The 18,215-nt window shown below is 54.9% G+C and carries 14 protein-coding genes; all 14 read left to right on the top strand.

The window, feature by feature from the left end; translation table 11 throughout:
* Positions 1-90 precede the first annotated feature (90 nt).
* The 14 genes from HZA73_04160 (at position 91) to HZA73_04095 (ending at position 18,180) form a co-directional block, all read left to right on the top strand.
* Entirely contained in the window at positions 91-864 is a 774-nt protein-coding gene (locus HZA73_04160; GenBank protein MBI5805220.1) for an ABC transporter permease, read from the top strand.
* Positions 865-959: 95 nt separating this feature from the next.
* Positions 960-1,703, top strand: a complete 744-nt coding sequence (locus tag HZA73_04155) for an ABC transporter ATP-binding protein (protein ID MBI5805219.1) — start codon at positions 960-962, stop codon at positions 1,701-1,703.
* A complete protein-coding gene (locus HZA73_04150) occupies positions 1,690-2,649 on the top strand; it encodes an MCE family protein (GenBank protein MBI5805218.1) in 960 nt (319 codons plus the stop codon). The genes HZA73_04155 and HZA73_04150 overlap by 14 nt, the downstream gene beginning before the upstream one ends.
* 67 nt (positions 2,650-2,716) lie before the next feature.
* Complete coding sequence (locus tag HZA73_04145; GenBank protein MBI5805217.1) at positions 2,717-3,322, top strand: TetR/AcrR family transcriptional regulator; 606 nt, start codon at positions 2,717-2,719, stop codon at positions 3,320-3,322.
* 43 nt (positions 3,323-3,365) lie between these two features.
* Positions 3,366-4,724, top strand: coding sequence for a TolC family protein (locus HZA73_04140; protein ID MBI5805216.1), 1,359 nt, complete (start codon positions 3,366-3,368; stop codon positions 4,722-4,724).
* Between the two features lie 176 nt (positions 4,725-4,900).
* Positions 4,901-5,797: an efflux RND transporter periplasmic adaptor subunit gene (locus tag HZA73_04135; GenBank protein ID MBI5805215.1), complete on the top strand. Its 897-nt coding sequence runs from the start codon at positions 4,901-4,903 to the stop codon at positions 5,795-5,797.
* A gap of 2 nt (positions 5,798-5,799) precedes the next feature.
* Entirely contained in the window at positions 5,800-8,910 is a 3,111-nt protein-coding gene (locus tag HZA73_04130; protein ID MBI5805214.1) for an efflux RND transporter permease subunit, read from the top strand.
* 200 nt (positions 8,911-9,110) lie between these two features.
* On the top strand, positions 9,111-9,554 hold the full coding sequence (locus tag HZA73_04125; GenBank protein ID MBI5805213.1) for a chemotaxis protein CheW: 444 nt from the start codon (positions 9,111-9,113) through the stop codon (positions 9,552-9,554).
* A complete protein-coding gene (locus tag HZA73_04120; GenBank protein ID MBI5805212.1) occupies positions 9,555-9,923 on the top strand; it encodes a response regulator in 369 nt (122 codons plus the stop codon).
* A gap of 97 nt (positions 9,924-10,020) precedes the next feature.
* Entirely contained in the window at positions 10,021-11,961 is a 1,941-nt protein-coding gene (locus HZA73_04115) for a chemotaxis protein CheA (GenBank protein MBI5805211.1), read from the top strand.
* A 100-nt stretch (positions 11,962-12,061) separates the two neighbouring features.
* A complete protein-coding gene (locus HZA73_04110) occupies positions 12,062-12,679 on the top strand; it encodes a chemotaxis protein CheC (protein MBI5805210.1) in 618 nt (205 codons plus the stop codon).
* A 254-nt stretch (positions 12,680-12,933) separates the two neighbouring features.
* Entirely contained in the window at positions 12,934-15,615 is a 2,682-nt protein-coding gene (locus HZA73_04105) for a tetratricopeptide repeat protein (protein MBI5805209.1), read from the top strand.
* A gap of 121 nt (positions 15,616-15,736) precedes the next feature.
* A complete protein-coding gene (locus HZA73_04100) occupies positions 15,737-16,987 on the top strand; it encodes a DUF4388 domain-containing protein (protein MBI5805208.1) in 1,251 nt (416 codons plus the stop codon).
* Between the two features lie 182 nt (positions 16,988-17,169).
* On the top strand, positions 17,170-18,180 hold the full coding sequence (locus HZA73_04095; GenBank protein ID MBI5805207.1) for a tetratricopeptide repeat protein: 1,011 nt from the start codon (positions 17,170-17,172) through the stop codon (positions 18,178-18,180).
* Positions 18,181-18,215 lie beyond the last annotated feature (35 nt).

The raw sequence follows: 18,215 nt of genomic DNA, 5'->3' as shown, positions 1-18,215 counted from the left end.
TTTTTAAATTTAGCGAACATACTTGACAAAATAGCAAATTAATAGTATAATGACCGACCAGTCAGTCATATTATGAACCAAACGGGCAAAATGAAAGATTATATCATAAACACCGCCGCTTTCACCGTGGAAGCTCTATACCGCTTTTTTGCCTTTCACTGGGAAGTGGCCAAAAGGCTGGTCCGGCCGCCCTATTACCCCAAACTGATCTGGGAGCAGATGGACCGGGTGGGGGTGGATTCCTTGCCGATAGTGGTGCTGACCTCGTTCTTCACCGGCTTCGTGCTGGCCTTTCAGATCGGCTATGCCCTAATGCGTTTCGGGGCCAAGCTCTATGTGGGCGGTATCGTCTCGGTCTCGCTGGTGCGGGAACTGGGCCCGGTGCTGATCTCCCTGGTCTTCGCCGGACGGGTGGGGGCGGGCATCACCGCCGAACTGGGCTCGATGCAGGTCTCGGAGCAGATAGACGCTATGCGGGCCCTAGCCACAGATCCCATCCGGAAGCTGGTGTTGACCAGGTTCTTTGCGGCGGTGATCATGCTGCCCATCCTGGTGGTGGTGGGCGACCTGATCGGGATACTGGGCGGGATGCTGGTCAGTGTGATGAACCTGGGGCTGACGGCCAACTTTTACCGGACCTCGGTGGTCAATTCCCTGGTCTTTAACGATCTGATCAGCGGTTTTGTAAAACCCATAGTGTTCGGGGGGATGGTTGCCATCGTGGCCTGCTACTTCGGTCTTAATGCCCGGGGCGGCACCAAGGGGGTGGGCGACGCGGTTACCCGTACGGTGGTGGTCTCCTCGGTGCTGGTCTTTTTGCTGGATGCCTTCATCACCAAGGTGCTGTTCCTAATGGGAATGTAAACCTGACATGACTAACCACTATCCGGTAGCCACTATCCAATGTCCACTGGGGAATACTGGATAGAGAATACTGAATACTGAACAGAATGAAATAAATGATCGAACTTTACGACATCCATAAATCCTTTGAAGGCAAGCCGGTCTTAAAAGGGGTCAACCTCAGGATAGACCAGGGCGAAACCCTGGTGATACTGGGCCGCTCCGGATGCGGCAAGAGCGTGACCCTGAAGATAATCCTCCGGCTGCTTAAACAGGAACACGGACGGATAATCATTGACGGCGAGGATACCACCGGTTACACCGAGGAGCAGATGCTGCCCCTGAGGAAAAAGATAGGGATGCTATTCCAGGGGGCGGCGTTGTTTGATTCCATGAACGTCAAGGAGAATGTGGCCTACCCCTTACGGGAACATTTGAAGCTATCTGAAGGTGAGATCTCCGAAAAAGTGGCCCAAGCCCTCAGTTTTGTGGAACTATCCGGAACCGAACAGACCATGCCCTCGGAACTTTCCGGAGGCATGAAGAAGAGGGTGGCCCTGGCCCGGGCTATTGTGCTTGATCCCCGCTATATGTTCTACGACGAACCCACCACCGGTCTGGATCCGCTGACCTCCCGCAAGATCAATGAGCTGATCAATAAGCTGAAAGATGAACACAAGGTGGGCTCCATTGTGGTGACCCACGAAATAGCCAACGCCTTTAAAGTGGCCGACCGCTTTGAGGTGATCAAGGACGGCGGGATACTTTTCTCCGGCACCTCCAACGAACTAAAGGGTTCCAAACTAAAATTCGTCCAGGACTTCATTAAAGGGGGAACGATCGAAAATGCCAATCAATAAACTGTCCCACGAATTCAAGGTCGGCCTGCTGATAACCGTGGGCCTGGCGGTGGCCCTGGTGGCCGTGCTTTCGGTGGGAGAACGCCAAGGGCTGTTGAAACAGCGTTATTATCTGAACGCCAGGTTCGACGACGTCAGCGGTCTGCAGGAAGGCGCCCCGGTGAGGGTCTCCGGGTTCCAAGTGGGAGTGGTCAAAAGCATTGCCCTGGTGGAGATAGGCGGTCGCCAAAAGGTGGAGGCCCGCTTAAGGATTGAAAAGCAGGCCCAGCCCAGGATCCGGCAGGGTTCCATGGCCAGGATCAGCAGCATGGGGCTGCTGGGCGACAAATTGGTGGAGATAGTGCCGGCTTCGATGGACCGTCCGATGATGGAAAACGGAGGGGAACTGTCTACCATAGCGGTGATGGCCCCCGAGGAGATAATGGGCAAAGTGGCCGAGATCTCGGATACCCTTAATTCCACGGCCATCTCGCTCAATGTGATCATGAAGAAGATAGAAAAGGGCACCGGCACCCTGGGCAAGATGATAGATGATCCAAGGCTTTACACAAATTTGGATTCTGCTTTGGTAAGCCTGAACCACTTGATAATACTGGTAAAGAATAACAAGGGGACTGTGGGCAAACTGATGAACGACCCTTCCCTGTACAACAACCTCAATCAGACCATGTCCAACATCAACACCATCTCCGACAGCCTGAAGCGGGGCCAGGGAACTTTGGGCCGGATGATCAGGGAACCGGAGCTATTCAATACCCTGGACTCCACCTCCCGGCGGTTGAACCTCATTCTGAACCGGATGGAAAAAGGCGAGGGTAACCTTGGCAAGCTGTCAAAGGATGAAGATCTGTATAAAAACCTTAAGGAATCGTCGGAAGAACTGAACAAGCTTATCAAGGATATAAAAAAGGATCCCAAAAAATATTTAGGTATCAGCGTGTTTTAGCCTTAATTCCCCTGGCCGGTTATGGCAAAGGAATTATTCATCAAATCCAACAAAAATACAGGTTACTATGGAAAGCATACCGCGCAAGGAACGGGAACGGCTGGTTAAACGCCAGGAGATACTAAAGGCCGCCCGCCAGGTCTTCGCCCAGAAAGGCTTGCACGCAGCCACCCTGGATGAGATCGCCGAGAAGGCCGAGTTTGCCAAAGGCACTCTTTACGGCTATTTCCAGAACAAGGACGACCTTTTTGCCACCATGCTGGAAGAAGAGATCATAAATTTTGAAAAGAGCCTGGAACAGGTATCTCAGGAGGACCTTCCAGCCCCAGCCAAAGTGGAGAAGGTTATCAAGACCATGCTTTTGATCTTTGAACAGAACGTCGATTTCCTGCAGCTGTTAAGCAAAGAACGCCCGGGGATGAATTCATTACCGACGGCCGAGAACATGATGGTCCATTTCAGGAACCTGACCACCATAGTGGCCAGCATGATCAAACAGGGCATCAAAGAGGGAGTATTTTCCGCAAAGGACCCGGTCCGCACCTCTGCGGCCCTGTTCAATCTGACCCACGGCTCGGCCATGGGATCGCTACTGAACAAGAAAAAGATCAACGACCCAGAAGAAGTCAAGTTCATAACCGGGATTTTCTTCAACGGGATAAAGTCACAATAGATAATAACAAAAAAATATTGGAAACAAAGACAAAGGGCTTAAAATGAAAAAAACGTTTTTCCTTGTAATGGTGATGGTATTATCCTTAACGGCTGCCATGGCCGAGGAATATTCGCTACAGCAGGCGGTGGATATTGCACTGAAGAACAATCCTTCCATTCAGGTCTCACGGGAAAAGATCACCGCCGCCCAGGGACAGATGGAGTCGGTGCGAGGCAATCTGGTTCCCCAGATCTCGGCCTCGGGCAGCCTGGTGCGCCTCAACAGCCTGATCGACATGAAAATGGGGCAGACCTATTATCTCCCGGTGCTGGACGGCACCCACGTCCCCACCGGCGACGTAGTGCCGATGTCCAGCGCTTCTATCACTTCCGACAAGATCGGAAACACTTATTCCGGCAAACTCACTGCCAGCTGGCCGATCTATACCGGGGGCAGGATCTGGCAGGGTTTTCAGATCACCCGGCTTAACCTGAAAGCGGCCGCCGAGTCTTACGACAGCGCCAAAGCTGCTGTGATTTTCACCGCCAAACAGGCCTACTACGATCTGCTGCTGGCCCAAAGCGCCCTGGCTGTAACAAAGGAAGCTGTCTCCTCCATAGAAAAACATGTGGAGCGGGTCAGGGCTCTTTACCAGAACGGCATGGTTTCCCGCTATGACCTGCTGAGGGCCGAGGTACAGCTTTCCAATCTCCAGCCCCAGCTGATCCGGATGCAGAACGCGGTGGATCTGTCACGTCAGGCCTTTAATATGGCCTTGAACCGCAAACTGGAAGCCCCGGTGACATTATCCGACTCCATGGAATATTTTACGGTGGAGATCGACAGTGCCTCATTAACGGCCAAAGCCCTTGACTTACGGCCGGAATTCAGGTCTCTAGTACTGCGGCAAAAAATGGTAGAGAAGGCTAAATTAATATCATACTCCAGCTATCAGCCCACCGTGGCCCTGTTCTCCGATTATTCCTACAGCAAGGGTTCAGGGTTCTCCAGCAGTGACGAGTGGAACAAGAACTGGGACCTGGGGATCTCCGCCAGCTGGTCCCTGTTCGACGGCGGTTCCGGATTGGGAAAGATCAAGGAAGCCCGGGCTAATTCCCGGCAGCTGAGCTTGGTAAAACAGCAGGTTGAAGACTGGATCCGGCTGGAGGTCTCGGCCGGATACCTGACGCTGAAGGCCAGCGAAAAGACAATATTCTCCCAGCAGCTTTCGGTGGGCCAGGCCGAAGAGGCCCTGAAGATCGCCAAGGCCCGCTACGAGAGCGGCCAGGCCACCAACCTTGACGTGCTGGACGCCCAGCTGGCCCTGACCCAGGCCCAGACCAACCGGATCCAGGCGGTGCATGATTATCTGGTTTCCCTGGCCAGGCTGGAGAAAGCGGTGGGGGCGGCGCTTAGGTAAAGGCTTCCCGGGCAACTTTTCCATGGGCATTAGGACACTATGACAAACTTGGTGAATTGGGAATGGTGAAGTTAGTATTTCTGGTTTCATGGATTCCTGATAAAATGGCCCCTGTTAAGCGATCTGGTTAATAACACATAACAAAGAATATACTGTACAAGGAGCAAGGTTCATTCATGAAGGGCAAGAACATCCTGATCGTAATTCTGGCCGCCATAGTTGCATTGATCGGCTTCCGGCTGGTAAAAGTGGCCTTAAGCAAAAAAGGCGCCAAGGAGTCGGCCACAAAATTCCCGGTTGAGGTGCTGACCATCGCGCCTTCCGACTACGATGAAACCCTCAATCTCTCTGGCACCATGATGGCCGAGAACCAGACCGAAGTCCCGGCCAAGGTCCCCGGCAAGATCATCAAATATCTGCTGGAGGAAGGGGACTGGGTGGAAAAGGGCCAGAACGTGGTAAGCATCGACCGGGACGAGATCGGGGTAGAATTCAAGGAAGCAGTTTTGGATGCCCCCATTTCGGGCTGGCTGACCAAGAGGTATTTTGACACCGGCGCCCATGTGGCACCGGGCATGCCGCTATTCCAGATAGCCGACTATCACCAGGTAAAACTGGTGGTCCAGGTGCCCGAGGCCGAGATATCAAGGGTCAACCGGGGGGCTACGGCCCGGGTCTCCATAGATGCCTGGCCGGACCAGACCTTCATCGGCCGGATATCCCGGCTGTCGCCCACAGTGGACAACCTGAGCCGTACCACCAAGGCCGAGATCGCCATTAACAATGCCGGGCTCAAGATCCGCCCCGGGATGTATGCCCGGGCCAGCATCAACATCAAGCGTCATTTGAAGGGCATAGTCATTCCCAGCACTGCCATCATTGAACGCGATGCCGGGGCCCAGGTGTTTGTGGCGGAGAACGGGCAGGCCGTGGTCCGCCAGATAGCGGTCGATCTGGACATGGGCGAGACCAGCGCCATCAGGTCGGGCCTGTCCTTCGGCGACAAACTGATAGTGGCCGGCCAGCATTCCGTCGCCCAGGGTTCGGCGGTGGAGATAGTAGGAGGCAAATAACCATGATTCTATCCGAATTTGGGATCAAGCGGCCGGTCACAGTCTTCATGATCTTCATCGGCATCACCATCATCGGGCTGGTGGCCATGGTAAACTTGAACATAGACCTGCTGCCCGATATGTCATTTCCCATCGTGGCGGTGATGACCGATTACCCCGGGGTAGGCCCGGCCGAGGTGGAGGCCATGGTCAGCCGCCGCATCGAGAGCGCGGTCAGCATGGTGCGGGACGTCAAGAACGTGCGGTCCACATCCAAGGAAGGCTCCTCGATGGTCATCGTGGAGTTTGACTGGGGCACCGACATCGACGCCGCCGCCATTGACGTCCGGGAAAAGATCGACCTGGTAAAGTCGTATCTGCCGGCCGAGGTCCAAAACCCGATCATCGTCAAGTTCGATCCGTCGCTGATGCCGGTGATGGTGATAGGCGTCTCCAGCCCCCGGGGAGTTTCCGAGCTGCGGCAATACGCCGACGATAACCTCAAGGACCGTCTGGCCCGCATTCCCGGGGTGGCCTCGGTGACGGTGCAGGGGGGGCAGGACCGGCAGATCCACGTCAACATAGACCGCACCCGGATGGAGGCTCTGGGGCTTTCCTTTGACCAGGTGGGGATGGCGCTGATGGCCTCCAATCTCAATCTTCCCGGCGGCCACCTCAAGAGCGGCCAGCTGGATTTTCTGATCAGGATCCCGGGCGAATTCAAGACTGTGGAACAGATATCGGCCACGGTGATCGGCAACAAGGGCGGAACCCCGGTCTATCTGCGGGACATAGCCAAGGTTGAGGACAGCTTCAATGAACTGGACTCGGAAACCAAGCTCAACGGGCAGCGCTCAGTGGCCATGGTCGTTCAAAAACAGTCCGGTTCCAATACCGTGGCGGTCAGCAACAAAATACAGGCCAAGCTTAAGGAATTGCAGAAACAGGTGCCTTCCGACATAGCGCTTTCGACCGCCTTCGATTCCGCCGAATTCATCCGGGGCTCCATTAAAAGCCTGGAAACCGAGGCCATTACCGGGTCTCTGCTGGCGGTGCTGATCATAATCCTGTTCCTGCGCAACTTCTCCAGCACGTTGATCATCTCCCTTTCCATACCGTTCTCCATCATCGTTACCTTCATCCTGCTTTACTTCCGCAACATGACCCTCAACATCATGACCCTGGGCGGACTGGCCCTGGGGGTGGGGCGGCTGGTGGACGATTCCATCGTGGTGCTGGAGAACATTTACCGGCACCGGGAGTCCGGACAGAGTCCCGAGGAAGCTGCCCTGAAAGGATCCGACCAGGTGGCCATGGCGGTGCTGGCCGCCACCATCACCACCATCGTGGTCTTTCTGCCAATCGCCTTCGTCTCCGGGATAGCCGGGGTGCTGTTCCGGCCCATGGCCTATACCGTTTCCTTCTCCCTGATCGGATCCTATTTCGTCTCCATGATGCTTTTGCCCCTGTTGACCAGCCGGTTCCTGAAAATTGAAAGCCATCAGGTAGACGGAAGCGGATCCTCCTGGTGGAAAAACCTGCTGGACAAGATAGGACAGTGGCTTAAAGGCCTGGATGACGTCTATCAAAATATCTTAACCTGGGCCTTGTCCCGGAAAAAAGCGGTGATGGCGATCACACTGGGAGTGGTGATAGTCAGCGGAGCATTGTTCGGGCTGAGCGACTCCGAGTTCATGCCCACCAGCGACGAGGGGGAGTTCACCGTCAGCATCACCATGCCGGTGGGAACCTCTTTCAAACAGACTGGTTCTGTCATGCAGCGGATAGAGGATATCATCAAGGCGGACATCCCCGAGGCCAATACCATCTACACCCAATTCGGCGAAGGCGAGGGGATGCGCAAGGCCATGGCCAATTCCGGGCCCAATATCGGCGCTATCAGGGTCAAGCTCGGGCCCCGCTCCCAGCGGAGCCGGGGAATAGACGAGATCATGGACAAACTGAGGGCCAAGGTGGCCGCCATTCCGGATGCCAAGGCGGTTTTCGCCTCCGGCAGTCTGATCTCCCAGATCATGAGCATGGGTTCCGGAGGAGCGATCCAGGTGGACATCCAGGGATACGACCTGGAGGCCTCCAAAAAACTGGCTGAGCAGGTCAAGGGGATAATGGCCTCGGTGCCGGGCACCAAGGATGTCACGGTCAGCCGCAGCGAAGGCATGCCGGAACTGCAGATAATCGTGGACCGTGACAAGGCCGGGGCCCTGGGACTCAGCGTCTATCAGGTGGCCTCGGCGGTGGAGACGGCCTTCAAGGGGAAGACCGTGACCCGGTTCCGCGACAGCAAATTCGGCAAGGAATACGACGTGGTGGTGCGTTTCCAGGAGAAGGACCGTTCCCAGATGCCGGACATCAAGAACCTGAAGGTAATGAGCGCCATGGGGCAGTTGGTGCCGGTCTCCAATATCGCCCGGGTGGAAAAGGCCTTCGGCCCGGTGGACATCAGCCGCAAGAACCAGCAGCGGATCGTTTCGGTCACCGCCAACGCCAAGGGGCGGGCCATCGGGGCCATCAACGGTGACCTGGCCAAAGAAATTGCCAAGATCAGCATTCCCGAGGGCTTCACCATCGAAGTGGGCGGATCGGCCAAGGACATGGCCGACAGCTTCAAGAGCCTGTTCTACGCCATGCTGCTGGCCATCATGCTGGTCTACATGGTGCTGGCCGCGCAGTTCGAGTCCCTGCTGGACCCGTTCGTCATCCTTTTCTCGGTGCCGCTGGGGATAGTGGGAGTGATCTGGGGCCTGTTCCTGACCGGGATCAACTTCTCGGTGATCGTTTTCATCGGCATCATCATGCTGGTGGGGATCGTGGTCTCCAACGCCATCCTGCTGGTTGACTATGCAAATGTCCTGCGAAGAGAGGGCCTGGCTCTTTACCAGGCGGTGATCAAGGCCGGGCATACCAGGCTGCGTCCGATATTGATGACTACCCTGACCACCATCGTGGGCATGGTCCCGATGGCGCTGGGAATAGGCGAAAGCTCTGAAACATACGCTCCGTTGGCCATCTCGGTGATCAGCGGTCTGATAGCGTCCACGGTGCTGACGCTGGTTTTTGTTCCTACTTTGTATGTGTTATTTGAGGAAAGATTGAAAAAGCACCGGGACAAATAGAGAGCAGATAGACCCTAAACAGCTCCGGGTATATAACCGGAGCTGTTTTTTATTTTACCCGAAATGATAATACCCAAACATTTTATCTTTTAACAGCGAAACAACAACATTTTTCCATTTAACTATTGACTTCTTTTCAAAAAAGCGATAAACTGGTAAGGATTATATATTCCAGCCAGTTATAAAAAATTGAGACCGCTATGACTGAAAAAAATGCATCGGAAGAAAAGGTCATATTTAACCTGGGAAGTGAAAAGTTTGCACTTGGCACCGAACAGGTAAAGTCCATTGAGGAGATGCAGGACATCATTCCTGTGCCCCTAGCTCCACCCTATGTAACCGGCCTGATCAACCTGCGCGGGGCCATAGTGGCTGTGGTGGATCTTCGCCAAAGGCTGGGCCTGGCCAACATTGAGAACGGCCGGGACATGGTGATACTGATAGTAGAGCATAACGGTGAGGACGTGGGGCTGGTAGTGGACCGGGTGCAGAGCGTGGAAACCTCTGAAATGAAGGCCCAGCCTGTGCCGGAGGCCGTTACCAGGACCAGATCAGGCAGGTTCTACCAGTCTGTCCTGGGAGCCAAAGACGAGAAAGTAATAATTTTAAATTTAGATAAAATTTTAGCATTGGAGGAGAAATAAATGGGGCACAGGGTTTTAGTGGTTGATGACGCCATCTTCATGCGCACCATGATCTCGGACATCCTCAAGAAAGGGGACTTTGAGGTCTGCGGTGAGGGAGCGACCGGGGCCGAGGCGGTTGAACAGTACAAGAAACTCAAGCCCGACCTGGTGATCATGGATATCATCATGCCCGACATGGGCGGCATCGAAGCGGTCAAGGCCATCATGCAGTTGGATCCCAACGCCAGGGTTTTGATGTGCAGCGCCATGGGCCAGCAGGCCCTGGTGGTGGAAGCCATCCAGGCCGGGGCCCGGGATTTTGTGGTCAAGCCGTTCCAGCCCAGCCGGGTGCTGGAAGCCGCCCGCCGGGTGCTGCAGATCAGCTGATTACCAAAATCAAAGGTCAAAAGAACGGGGCTTAAAACCAAGCGTTTGTTTTGGCTTTTTGAGAATTTTATGGTCATATAGACAATCTGCAGTAAAGATGGACACTACCAAGTATAGAGATCTCTTTGTCTCTGAAACCCGGGAGCATCTGGTCAGTCTCAACCGGGCTCTTTTGGCATTGGAGAAAAACCCGGACGACCCGGCCCTGCTGGACGAGATCTTCCGCTCTATGCACACCATCAAGGGCATGGCAGGGTCCATCGGGCAGGATCAGATCGCCGAGCTAGCCCACAAGGCTGAAGATCTTCTGGACCGGCTGCGCAAGCGCCAGCTTAAGCTGGCCCAGCCCCAGGTGGACGCCATCTTTGAATCCATCGACTATCTGGAAAATGCGGTGGCCGAGCTGGCCGCCGGGCGCGATCCCCAGAAAAGCCTCAAAGAAAAGGGGGCCGAGCTGTCCAAGAAAATTGAATCGCTGGCAGCCGCTCCCCAAAGTTCAAAAACTGAGGTTGTCTCCAACGTTTCCGGCGGCAACGATTTTTCCCGGATAAATCCTCTGAAGACCGCCGATTCCTTCGTTTATAAGGTCCGGGTGCTGTTGGAAGCCGATGTGGCGCTTAAATCGGCCCGGGCCTTTTTGGTACTGCACACCATGGAACAGTTCGGGAAGATAGCCTATACCGTGCCCGAGCGGCGCGATCTGGAAGCCGAGCGCTTTGACCGGGGCTTCTCGGTGTTCTTCGTCACCAATCTCCACAGCGAAAAGGAGATCAAGTCCCGCATCGGTTACAGCGAGATCGAGGACATCGAGATCGAAGAAGTGGTGGAGGAGACCGAGGAGCAGGCGGTGGAACGCCGCACCGTCAGCGCTTTTACCCAGCTGGCCCAGGAGCGCCCCCGCGAGGTCAAGGTCTCCACCGCCCGGCTGGACAAGCTGATGAACTTGGTGGGCGAGCTGGTGGTCTGGCGGGAGAGGCTTAAGCAACTGGCCCAGATGTCCCAAAACACACTGATCCAGGACAGCGTGGACCAAGTGGCCCAGATCACCTCCGAACTGCAGCATCAGGTGCTGGCCTCTCGGCTGGTGGCCATGTCCGAGATCTTCGACCGCTTTCCCCGGGTGGTGCGGGACGCCGCCAAGGTGCTGAACAAGGACATAGACTTTAAGCTGGAAGGCCGGGAACTGGAAATGGACCGCTCCATTCTCCAGATGCTGGCCGAGCCCCTGGTGCACCTGCTGCGCAATTCGGTGGATCACGGCATGGAGACCATGGCCCAGCGGGAAGCCCTGGGCAAGAGAAAGATCGGCACCGTGACCCTGTCCGCCCAAAAGGTCAAGGACCAGGCCCTGATAGTGGTGGAGGACGACGGACGGGGGATCGATTCCGAAAAAATAAAACAGAAGGCCGTGGAAAAAGGCTGGATCACCAAGGAGCAGGCCTCCAGTCTCAGCCAGAAGCAGGTCTTCGATTTTTTGGCCCGCCCCGGATTTTCCACCGCCGAGAAAGTTACCGAGGTCTCGGGGCGCGGAGTGGGGTTGGATGTGGTCAAAAGCAGGATCGAAAGCATGGGCGGAAGTATGACCATTGAAAGCAACGCCGGCCAGGGATCGCGCTTTTTGCTGAATGTTCCCCTTAGCCTGGCCATCATCCGCACCCTGCTGGTTTCGGCCAGGGAGCAGGTCTACGCCCTGCCCATGTCCCAGGTTATGGAAACATTTGAGCTTAAACCGGAAAACGTAAGGACCCTCCAGGGCAAAACTGCCATAGTATACCGCAGCCAGGCCATCCCGGTGCAAAGGCTTTCCCGGGTCTTAAAACTGGAAACCGAAGAAGGGATACTATCCGGTCCCACCGTGGTGCTGGAACGTCAGGGCTCGTTTGCCGCCTATGTCATAGACCGGATGGTGGGCCAGCAGGAGATAGTGGTCAAGCCGCTTTCCCGTTTCCTTAACGCCAATAAGACCTTTAGCGGTGTGGCCATCAGCCGGGAGGGTTATCCGATGCTGATAGTGGATGTCAATAACCTTGAAACCTGAGATCACCGAATACTGAATACTGAATACTGAATACTGAATACTGAATAGACCACAGGCAACGATTAACGAATAACAATTAACGAGTAACGGTGATATAAATATGGACGTCAGTCAGTTAAAAGCCATTCAGCTGGATGCCCTCAAGGAAGTGGCCAATATCGGGGCCTGCCACGCCGCCACCGCGCTCTCCGAGCTTACCGGAGAAAAGGTGATGGTCAACGTGCCGGTGATCCGGATCAATCCCATAGAAGAAGTGTTCAGCTTAGTGGCCAAGCCCAACGAGGTGGTGGCCAGCGTGCTGATCTATTTTCTGGGCGACATGACCGGCCGCACCCTGCTGCTGTTTCCCCAGGAAGCGGCCTGGCACCTTACCGACTGCCTGATGCGCCAGCCGCTGGGAACCACCAAAAAATTCGGGGAACTGGAGGAGTCGGCCCTCAAGGAAGTTTCCAATGTTTTGACCTGCGCTTACATGAACTCGCTGGGAGATCTGCTGGGCCTGGTGGTGGTGCCTTCAGTTCCCAACATGGCGGTGGACATGGCCTCGGCGGTGCTTCAGACCGTCTCCCTGGAATTTTCCAGCGACAAGGACATGGTTGTCTGCATCGAGACCGAATTCCGTTTTGTGGAAAAGAACACCACCCTCTACGGATATTTTCTGCTGCTGCCCGATCCGGCATCGCTGGAGGTGATCCTGAAGGCCATCCACCTGGGGTAATATATTTTCCCTGAGCAGACAGGAGCTCCACCGCTGAGGCCTTCGCTAAAGTTACGGCCCCCAAGGGAAGGCAAGTATGTAGAGTAAGCGAAAGCTTTGGCGCTTGAAGAAATCCTGCATTGAAGCGTAAGCGGATTAACATGATTTACGGGATCGTTTTCAGTGGTTTGAACTTTCCCAGGTATTCAGCATCTGGCTAAGCATTCAGTAAATGTCTCTCATTACAAACTTCAAGTTTCAAATCAATTTTCCATATGGATTCCAACGCTCAAAATACAACCGCCGTGATCAGCCCCGAAGAACAGGGCATCCTGCGCAGCTTCCGGTCCCGGCTGGATGCCAAGGACTCGGCGGCCCACAATAATCTGGGGGTGGTATTTCACCACAAGGCCATGTACACCGAGGCCATCGAAGTATTGCAGAAGGCCATCGAGCTGGATCCCAAGAATGTGCTGGCCCGCCACAACCTGGAAGTGGTCTACCGCAAAAGCGGATATTATGACCGGGAGATAGAACAGGCCAAAAAGAACATAGATCAGTCAGAAGACTTTTCTGCGCACTTCCGGCTGGCCGAGGCCCTGCGCAATACCGGCCAGTATAAGTCGGCCATAGAGCACTACCACCAGGCCCTTAAACTAAAGTCCGATGACTTTCTGACCCACATCTACCTGGGCTTGACCCTTAAACAGCAGGGCGAGTTCGAGTCAGCGGTCAAGGTCTATCAGGCGGCGCTAAAAGTTGATCCCCAGTCATACGTGGCGCATACTGCGTTGGGGGAGATCTTTTATAATCTGGGCCTGCTGGAGCAGTCCATTTCCGAACTGCAGGAGGCGGTGAAGATAAATCCCGACGGCGCCGAGGCGCATTTCCTGCTGGGTTTTACCTACGGCGAAAAGGGACTGCTGGAAAAGGCTATCGAAGAATCACGCAAGGCCATCGCTCTGAATCCCAACTATGCCCGGGCCCAGGCCAACCTGGGAATAGATTATTACAACCAGGACCTGCTGTCCGAGATCAAACGCCACTCCGAGGACCAGCCTCAGGTGGCCCCGGACGGTTTCATGACCCACTACAACCTTGGCGTCGGTTTCAAACGCAAGGGGCTTTTTAAGCAGGCCCTGGCCGAATTTGAAAAGGCCATGGGAATGGGGCAGGAGTCGGGATTGGTCCACAAGGAATTAGGCGAGGTCTATCTTTTGACGGGCCAGAACCAGCCGGCCATAGAAGCTTATAAAAAGGCTTTGGAGTTTGAACCCAGAAATCAAAAGATATACAACGATATCGGCCTGGCCTGCCACCGGCTGGGGATGTCGGACGATGCCATCCGCTGGTATCAGGGGGCTTTGGACCTGGACCCGGAATACGCCATCAGCCTGAACAATCTTGGCATCGCTTATTTTTACCAGAACCAGCCGGAACAGGCGGTGGATAAGGTCAAACAGGCGGTGGCCTCGAACCCGCAGTACAGCGACGCCCATTTTAATCTGGGTCTTTTATATGCCAAGGCCGGCAATGATGAGATGGCCATGAAGGAATATCTTGAGGTCTTAAATCTGAACCCCCAGTCTGTGCTGGCTCACAACAATATCGGCCTGCTGCATCTGAAAAAGAAAAACTATACTTTAGCCATTGAAGAACTGCAAAAAGCCATTCAGTTGGACAGCGGGTTCGCCGAGGCCCATTACAACCTAAGTTTTGCCCTGGCCGCCACCGAGCATTATCAGGAATCGGTGGCTGCTTCCAAAAAGGCCATGGAACTGAAATCCTTCTACACCGGGGGCTCCTTTAAACTGGGGATAGATTTTTTTGTAGAGAACCCCGACCTGCTGATACTGGAGCAATGGCAGGGTTCGGGCCAGGAAAAAGGGACCACGGTCTCGGCCGACATCTTCGGCGGGGTGCTGGAGGATGCCTCCCTACGGGCCAAATCCACCAGGTGGGAGGAACGGGAACTACAGTCCGACCTGCAGAAGCTCAAGGACCTTCAGGCCCAGGGAAACAACGCCGAAGCCAAGAAGCAGGCCAAGGCCATCATCGAACAGCAGCCCCAGAACCCGGATGCCCTGAAGGCCCTGGCCGAAATTGCCTTGGATGAAAAACAGGGGGCCGAGGCGGCGGTGCGTTACGAAGTGCTGCTGAAACTTTTCCCCGGCCAGCCCGAATATATCACGGGATTAAGCAGATCATACTTGATGCAAAATCTCCCGGATCAGGCGGTCAGGGCGCTGGAGAACGGTCTTAAAAACTCCTCCCACACTTCCGAACTGCAACTGGAACTGGGACGGCTCTATTTGAACCTGGGACAGCATAAGCAGGCCCAGCAAAGCTTTGAAAAAGCCTTAAAGGACGACACCCAGAACATCCACCTGTACCTGGGCCTGGGACAGGCCTTTGAAGGGCAGGGGCAGCCCGAAGAAGCGGTGATGGCTTACCGTCAGGCCATCAATATCTCACCCAAGCTTCCCTTCGGCTATCACCGGCTGGGGCTGCTTTTTTTGGCAGCCGGCAAAACAGAGTCCGCGGTCGAGGAACTTAAGAAGGCGGTGGTCAACAACCCCGCGCATCTGGAATCCCATTTGGCTTTGGGTGAGATTTACTTGAAACAGAACATTCTGGACAAGGCGGCGGTGGAGTTTGCCATAGCGGTAAAGATCGCCCCCAAAAGTTTTGAGGCCCGGCTGGGCCAGGCTTCCATGTTCGCCCGAACCGACAAGGCCGACCAGGCCTATGCCGTCTGCCAGGATCTGATGACCTCCCACGGCGACCGGGCCGAGTTGTACCTGCTGTTAGGTAAACTTCTGGCTCATCGGGGTAAGACACGGGATGCGGTGGAGGCCTGGCAGAAGGCGGTCAATTTCACCCACGATGAAGGCCTGCGGCAGCAGGCCACCAAGGCCATTGATGCGGCCCTGCAATGGCAGGAAGTGGCGGGGTAGGAAAACCTAATCAAAAAAATAAAAGATAAAATATCAAAAATCAGGTTGCAGAATACCACTCTTTTTGCTTTTAACATTACTGATATTTTATTTTTTATATTTAACTTTTGATATTATTAAGATGGCGATCGAAGGACCCATAAAAGAACTCAGCCTGATGGACCTGTTCCAGCTGCTGGCCATGTCCCGGAAATCCGGGGTGCTGACCCTGGACTCGGCCCATGACGTCGGACAGGTGTTCTTCTCCAACGGCAACATCATCCGGGCCACCCTGCAGCAGAGCCACGAGCGGATCGGGCAGATAATGCTCAAGGCCGGAAAGGTGACCACTCATCAGTTGGAGAGGCTGCTGAAGGACCAGTCGGAATCCAAGGAACGCAAGCGGTTGGGGGCCCTGGCCTCCGACAGCGGCTTTGTAACCAAACCGGCGGTCAAGGAAGCGCTCAAGACACAGGTGGAGGAAGTGGTCTTCGCCATCATGGGCTGGCAGGACGGATATTTCCGCTTTGAGGAAATGGACCTCTCGGCCGATTCCGACACCGATCTGCTGCTGGTGACCGAGAATGTGATGATGGAGGTCTCGCGCCGGCTGGATGAATGGTCCAAGATCCATTCCAAGCTCCCCGACCTGGACCTGGTGCTTTCACTTTCCCCCGGCAGCGAGCTGGCCTCGGGCCGGCTGGACCTGAAGCCCGAAGAATGGCTGATCATGGCCACCATCGACGGCAAGCGGACAGCCCGCCAGGTGATAGAGACCGTGGGCGGACGGGAGTTCGAGACCGCCAAGGTCATTTACGGGCTTTGCGTCACCGGTCTGGTGAGGGCCACGGGGAAAAAGACCGACCTGAAACTGGATCTGCAGGAACCCGAACAGGACCCCATCAATCAGGGCCTATCCGACCTGAACAGCGGAAAAATTGAAGAGGCCATCGACGCCTTCACCAAGCTGGTCCAAAAAGATCCGGAACAGGCCTATGCCCATCTGTATCTGGGCGAGGCCTACTATCTGGCCGAATCCTATGATGAGGCCGTGATGGAATACAAGCTGGCCAGCAAGGGCGAGGAGAACAATCCGGAGATCAATTACTGCCTGGGGTTCACCTACGCCCGTCTGGGCCGGCTGGAACTGGCGGTGGAGCGCTGGGAGAAATTCCTGCGATTCGCCGGCGGCGACAAAAGGGCGGAGAAGGTGCGGGACCTGGTGACCTTGGCGGTGCGCTGGGCCGAAGGGCTGGAGGGCAAGGCCCGGATCCAGGCGGGATCGGCGGAATCAAGATCTGAATCCGCCCGGCCCGAGGGAGTGCCGGCGGAGCTTTCACCTGAGGTTAAGTCCTGGCTGGAGAAGATGAAGATGGCCAGGGAAACCCGGTAAACCGGAACAGACAGGATTCGCATGATTTTTTTCACGGAGGTTATATATAATTCGGTATTGCCAAAAACTTATCGTTTTACAATGCCCCTGGGTATATCAGTCGTTAATATAAATAAATCCTGCAAATCCTGCAAAAAATATTCCGATCAAAAGAAAACATTTAAAACAAATAGTCCAAATCCATGTCCGATCCATTAGATAATAATATCCCGGAACAGATGGTGAACGACCCTTCGTCCCAGCTGTTCGCCTCCCTGGCCGATTTTTACCGGGAGAACGGCCTTTATTCCGAAGCCATCGCCATCTGCCAGGCCGGGCTGGAGTCCCAGCCCGACAACATAGAAGGCCGGCTGGTGCTGTCCAAGTGCCTGCTGGCCACTAAACAATATTCCTTGGCCCGGGCCGAGGCGGCCAAAGTGCTCTCGGTACAATCCGAACATTCTGAAGCCAAGAAAGTCCTGGCCCAGGCCGATTCCGCAGTGCCGGAAGCGGAGGCACCCGCACCTGCTCCAGTAAAAGTTGAAACGGCTGCCATTACGGAAATTCCTCCTAAAGCCAAACCGCCGGAAGAATCAGCTCTTCCAGAGGCGGTCGTCAAGAAGGAAGAGCCTCTTCCTGAACCGGTGAAAATATCGGAGCCGCCGGCCAGGGAAATTCCTTCCAGTCCGTTGCCGTTGATGGCCGGGCGCACGGACCCAAATTCTGTTCCTGTCCAGAAAACAGAGGACCAGCCGGCGGAAATCCCGCCTGAACCCAAGGCCCCGCCGGCTGCATCAGATAAACCGCAGAAATTTGCGGCCGAGGAAACCACCGAATGGCAGGCCGGGTTCGGCAAGATCATGAATGATCTGGTGCAGACCCCGCAGGTCAAAGCCTGCATGCTGGTGGATGAGAACGGCTATGCGGTGGCTGATTCCGTCTCCCGTTCTGGACAAAGCCTTTCCGAGGACAGCGCCGCGCTTTCCGCCAATATCTTCAAGACCGCTTTTGAAGCCCTGAAAAAGATAAAGCTGGGAGAGTTGGAGAGGATAGTTATAGAGACTGGCGATGAGAAAATATTCCTGCGCCAGGCAGGGCGGATGGTGCTAATGATCTCAGCCGACTCCTCAGCCAAGGTGGGATTGGTGATGGTCAACAGCAAGCGGGCTGCGGAACAGGCAGAGAATCTGGCAAAAAAAGAACCCAACAGATGATCGTATAAAACTGCCGGTAAATTCAAAGCAAAAGA

The sequence above is a fragment of the candidate division TA06 bacterium genome (genome assembly GCA_016235665.1).
Lineage (GTDB): Bacteria > Edwardsbacteria > AC1 > AC1 > EtOH8 > UBA5202.
Note: the sequence above shows the minus strand (reverse complement) of the source record. Positions and strands in the feature narration are given on the sequence as shown.

What these genes read in the sequence shown, in the direction of transcription:
- HZA73_04160 (MBI5805220.1), top strand. Translation starts at nt 91, where the DNA reads ATGAAAGATTATATCATAAACACCGCCGCTTTCACCGTGGAAGCTCTA.
- HZA73_04155 (MBI5805219.1), top strand. Translation starts at nt 960, where the DNA reads ATGATCGAACTTTACGACATCCATAAATCCTTTGAAGGCAAGCCGGTC.
- HZA73_04150 (MBI5805218.1), top strand. Translation starts at nt 1,690, where the DNA reads ATGCCAATCAATAAACTGTCCCACGAATTCAAGGTCGGCCTGCTGATA.
- HZA73_04145 (MBI5805217.1), top strand. Translation starts at nt 2,717, where the DNA reads ATGGAAAGCATACCGCGCAAGGAACGGGAACGGCTGGTTAAACGCCAG.
- HZA73_04140 (MBI5805216.1), top strand. Translation starts at nt 3,366, where the DNA reads ATGAAAAAAACGTTTTTCCTTGTAATGGTGATGGTATTATCCTTAACG.
- HZA73_04135 (MBI5805215.1), top strand. Translation starts at nt 4,901, where the DNA reads ATGAAGGGCAAGAACATCCTGATCGTAATTCTGGCCGCCATAGTTGCA.
- HZA73_04130 (MBI5805214.1), top strand. Translation starts at nt 5,800, where the DNA reads ATGATTCTATCCGAATTTGGGATCAAGCGGCCGGTCACAGTCTTCATG.
- HZA73_04125 (MBI5805213.1), top strand. Translation starts at nt 9,111, where the DNA reads ATGACTGAAAAAAATGCATCGGAAGAAAAGGTCATATTTAACCTGGGA.
- HZA73_04120 (MBI5805212.1), top strand. Translation starts at nt 9,555, where the DNA reads ATGGGGCACAGGGTTTTAGTGGTTGATGACGCCATCTTCATGCGCACC.
- HZA73_04115 (MBI5805211.1), top strand. Translation starts at nt 10,021, where the DNA reads ATGGACACTACCAAGTATAGAGATCTCTTTGTCTCTGAAACCCGGGAG.
- HZA73_04110 (MBI5805210.1), top strand. Translation starts at nt 12,062, where the DNA reads ATGGACGTCAGTCAGTTAAAAGCCATTCAGCTGGATGCCCTCAAGGAA.
- HZA73_04105 (MBI5805209.1), top strand. Translation starts at nt 12,934, where the DNA reads ATGGATTCCAACGCTCAAAATACAACCGCCGTGATCAGCCCCGAAGAA.
- HZA73_04100 (MBI5805208.1), top strand. Translation starts at nt 15,737, where the DNA reads ATGGCGATCGAAGGACCCATAAAAGAACTCAGCCTGATGGACCTGTTC.
- HZA73_04095 (MBI5805207.1), top strand. Translation starts at nt 17,170, where the DNA reads ATGTCCGATCCATTAGATAATAATATCCCGGAACAGATGGTGAACGAC.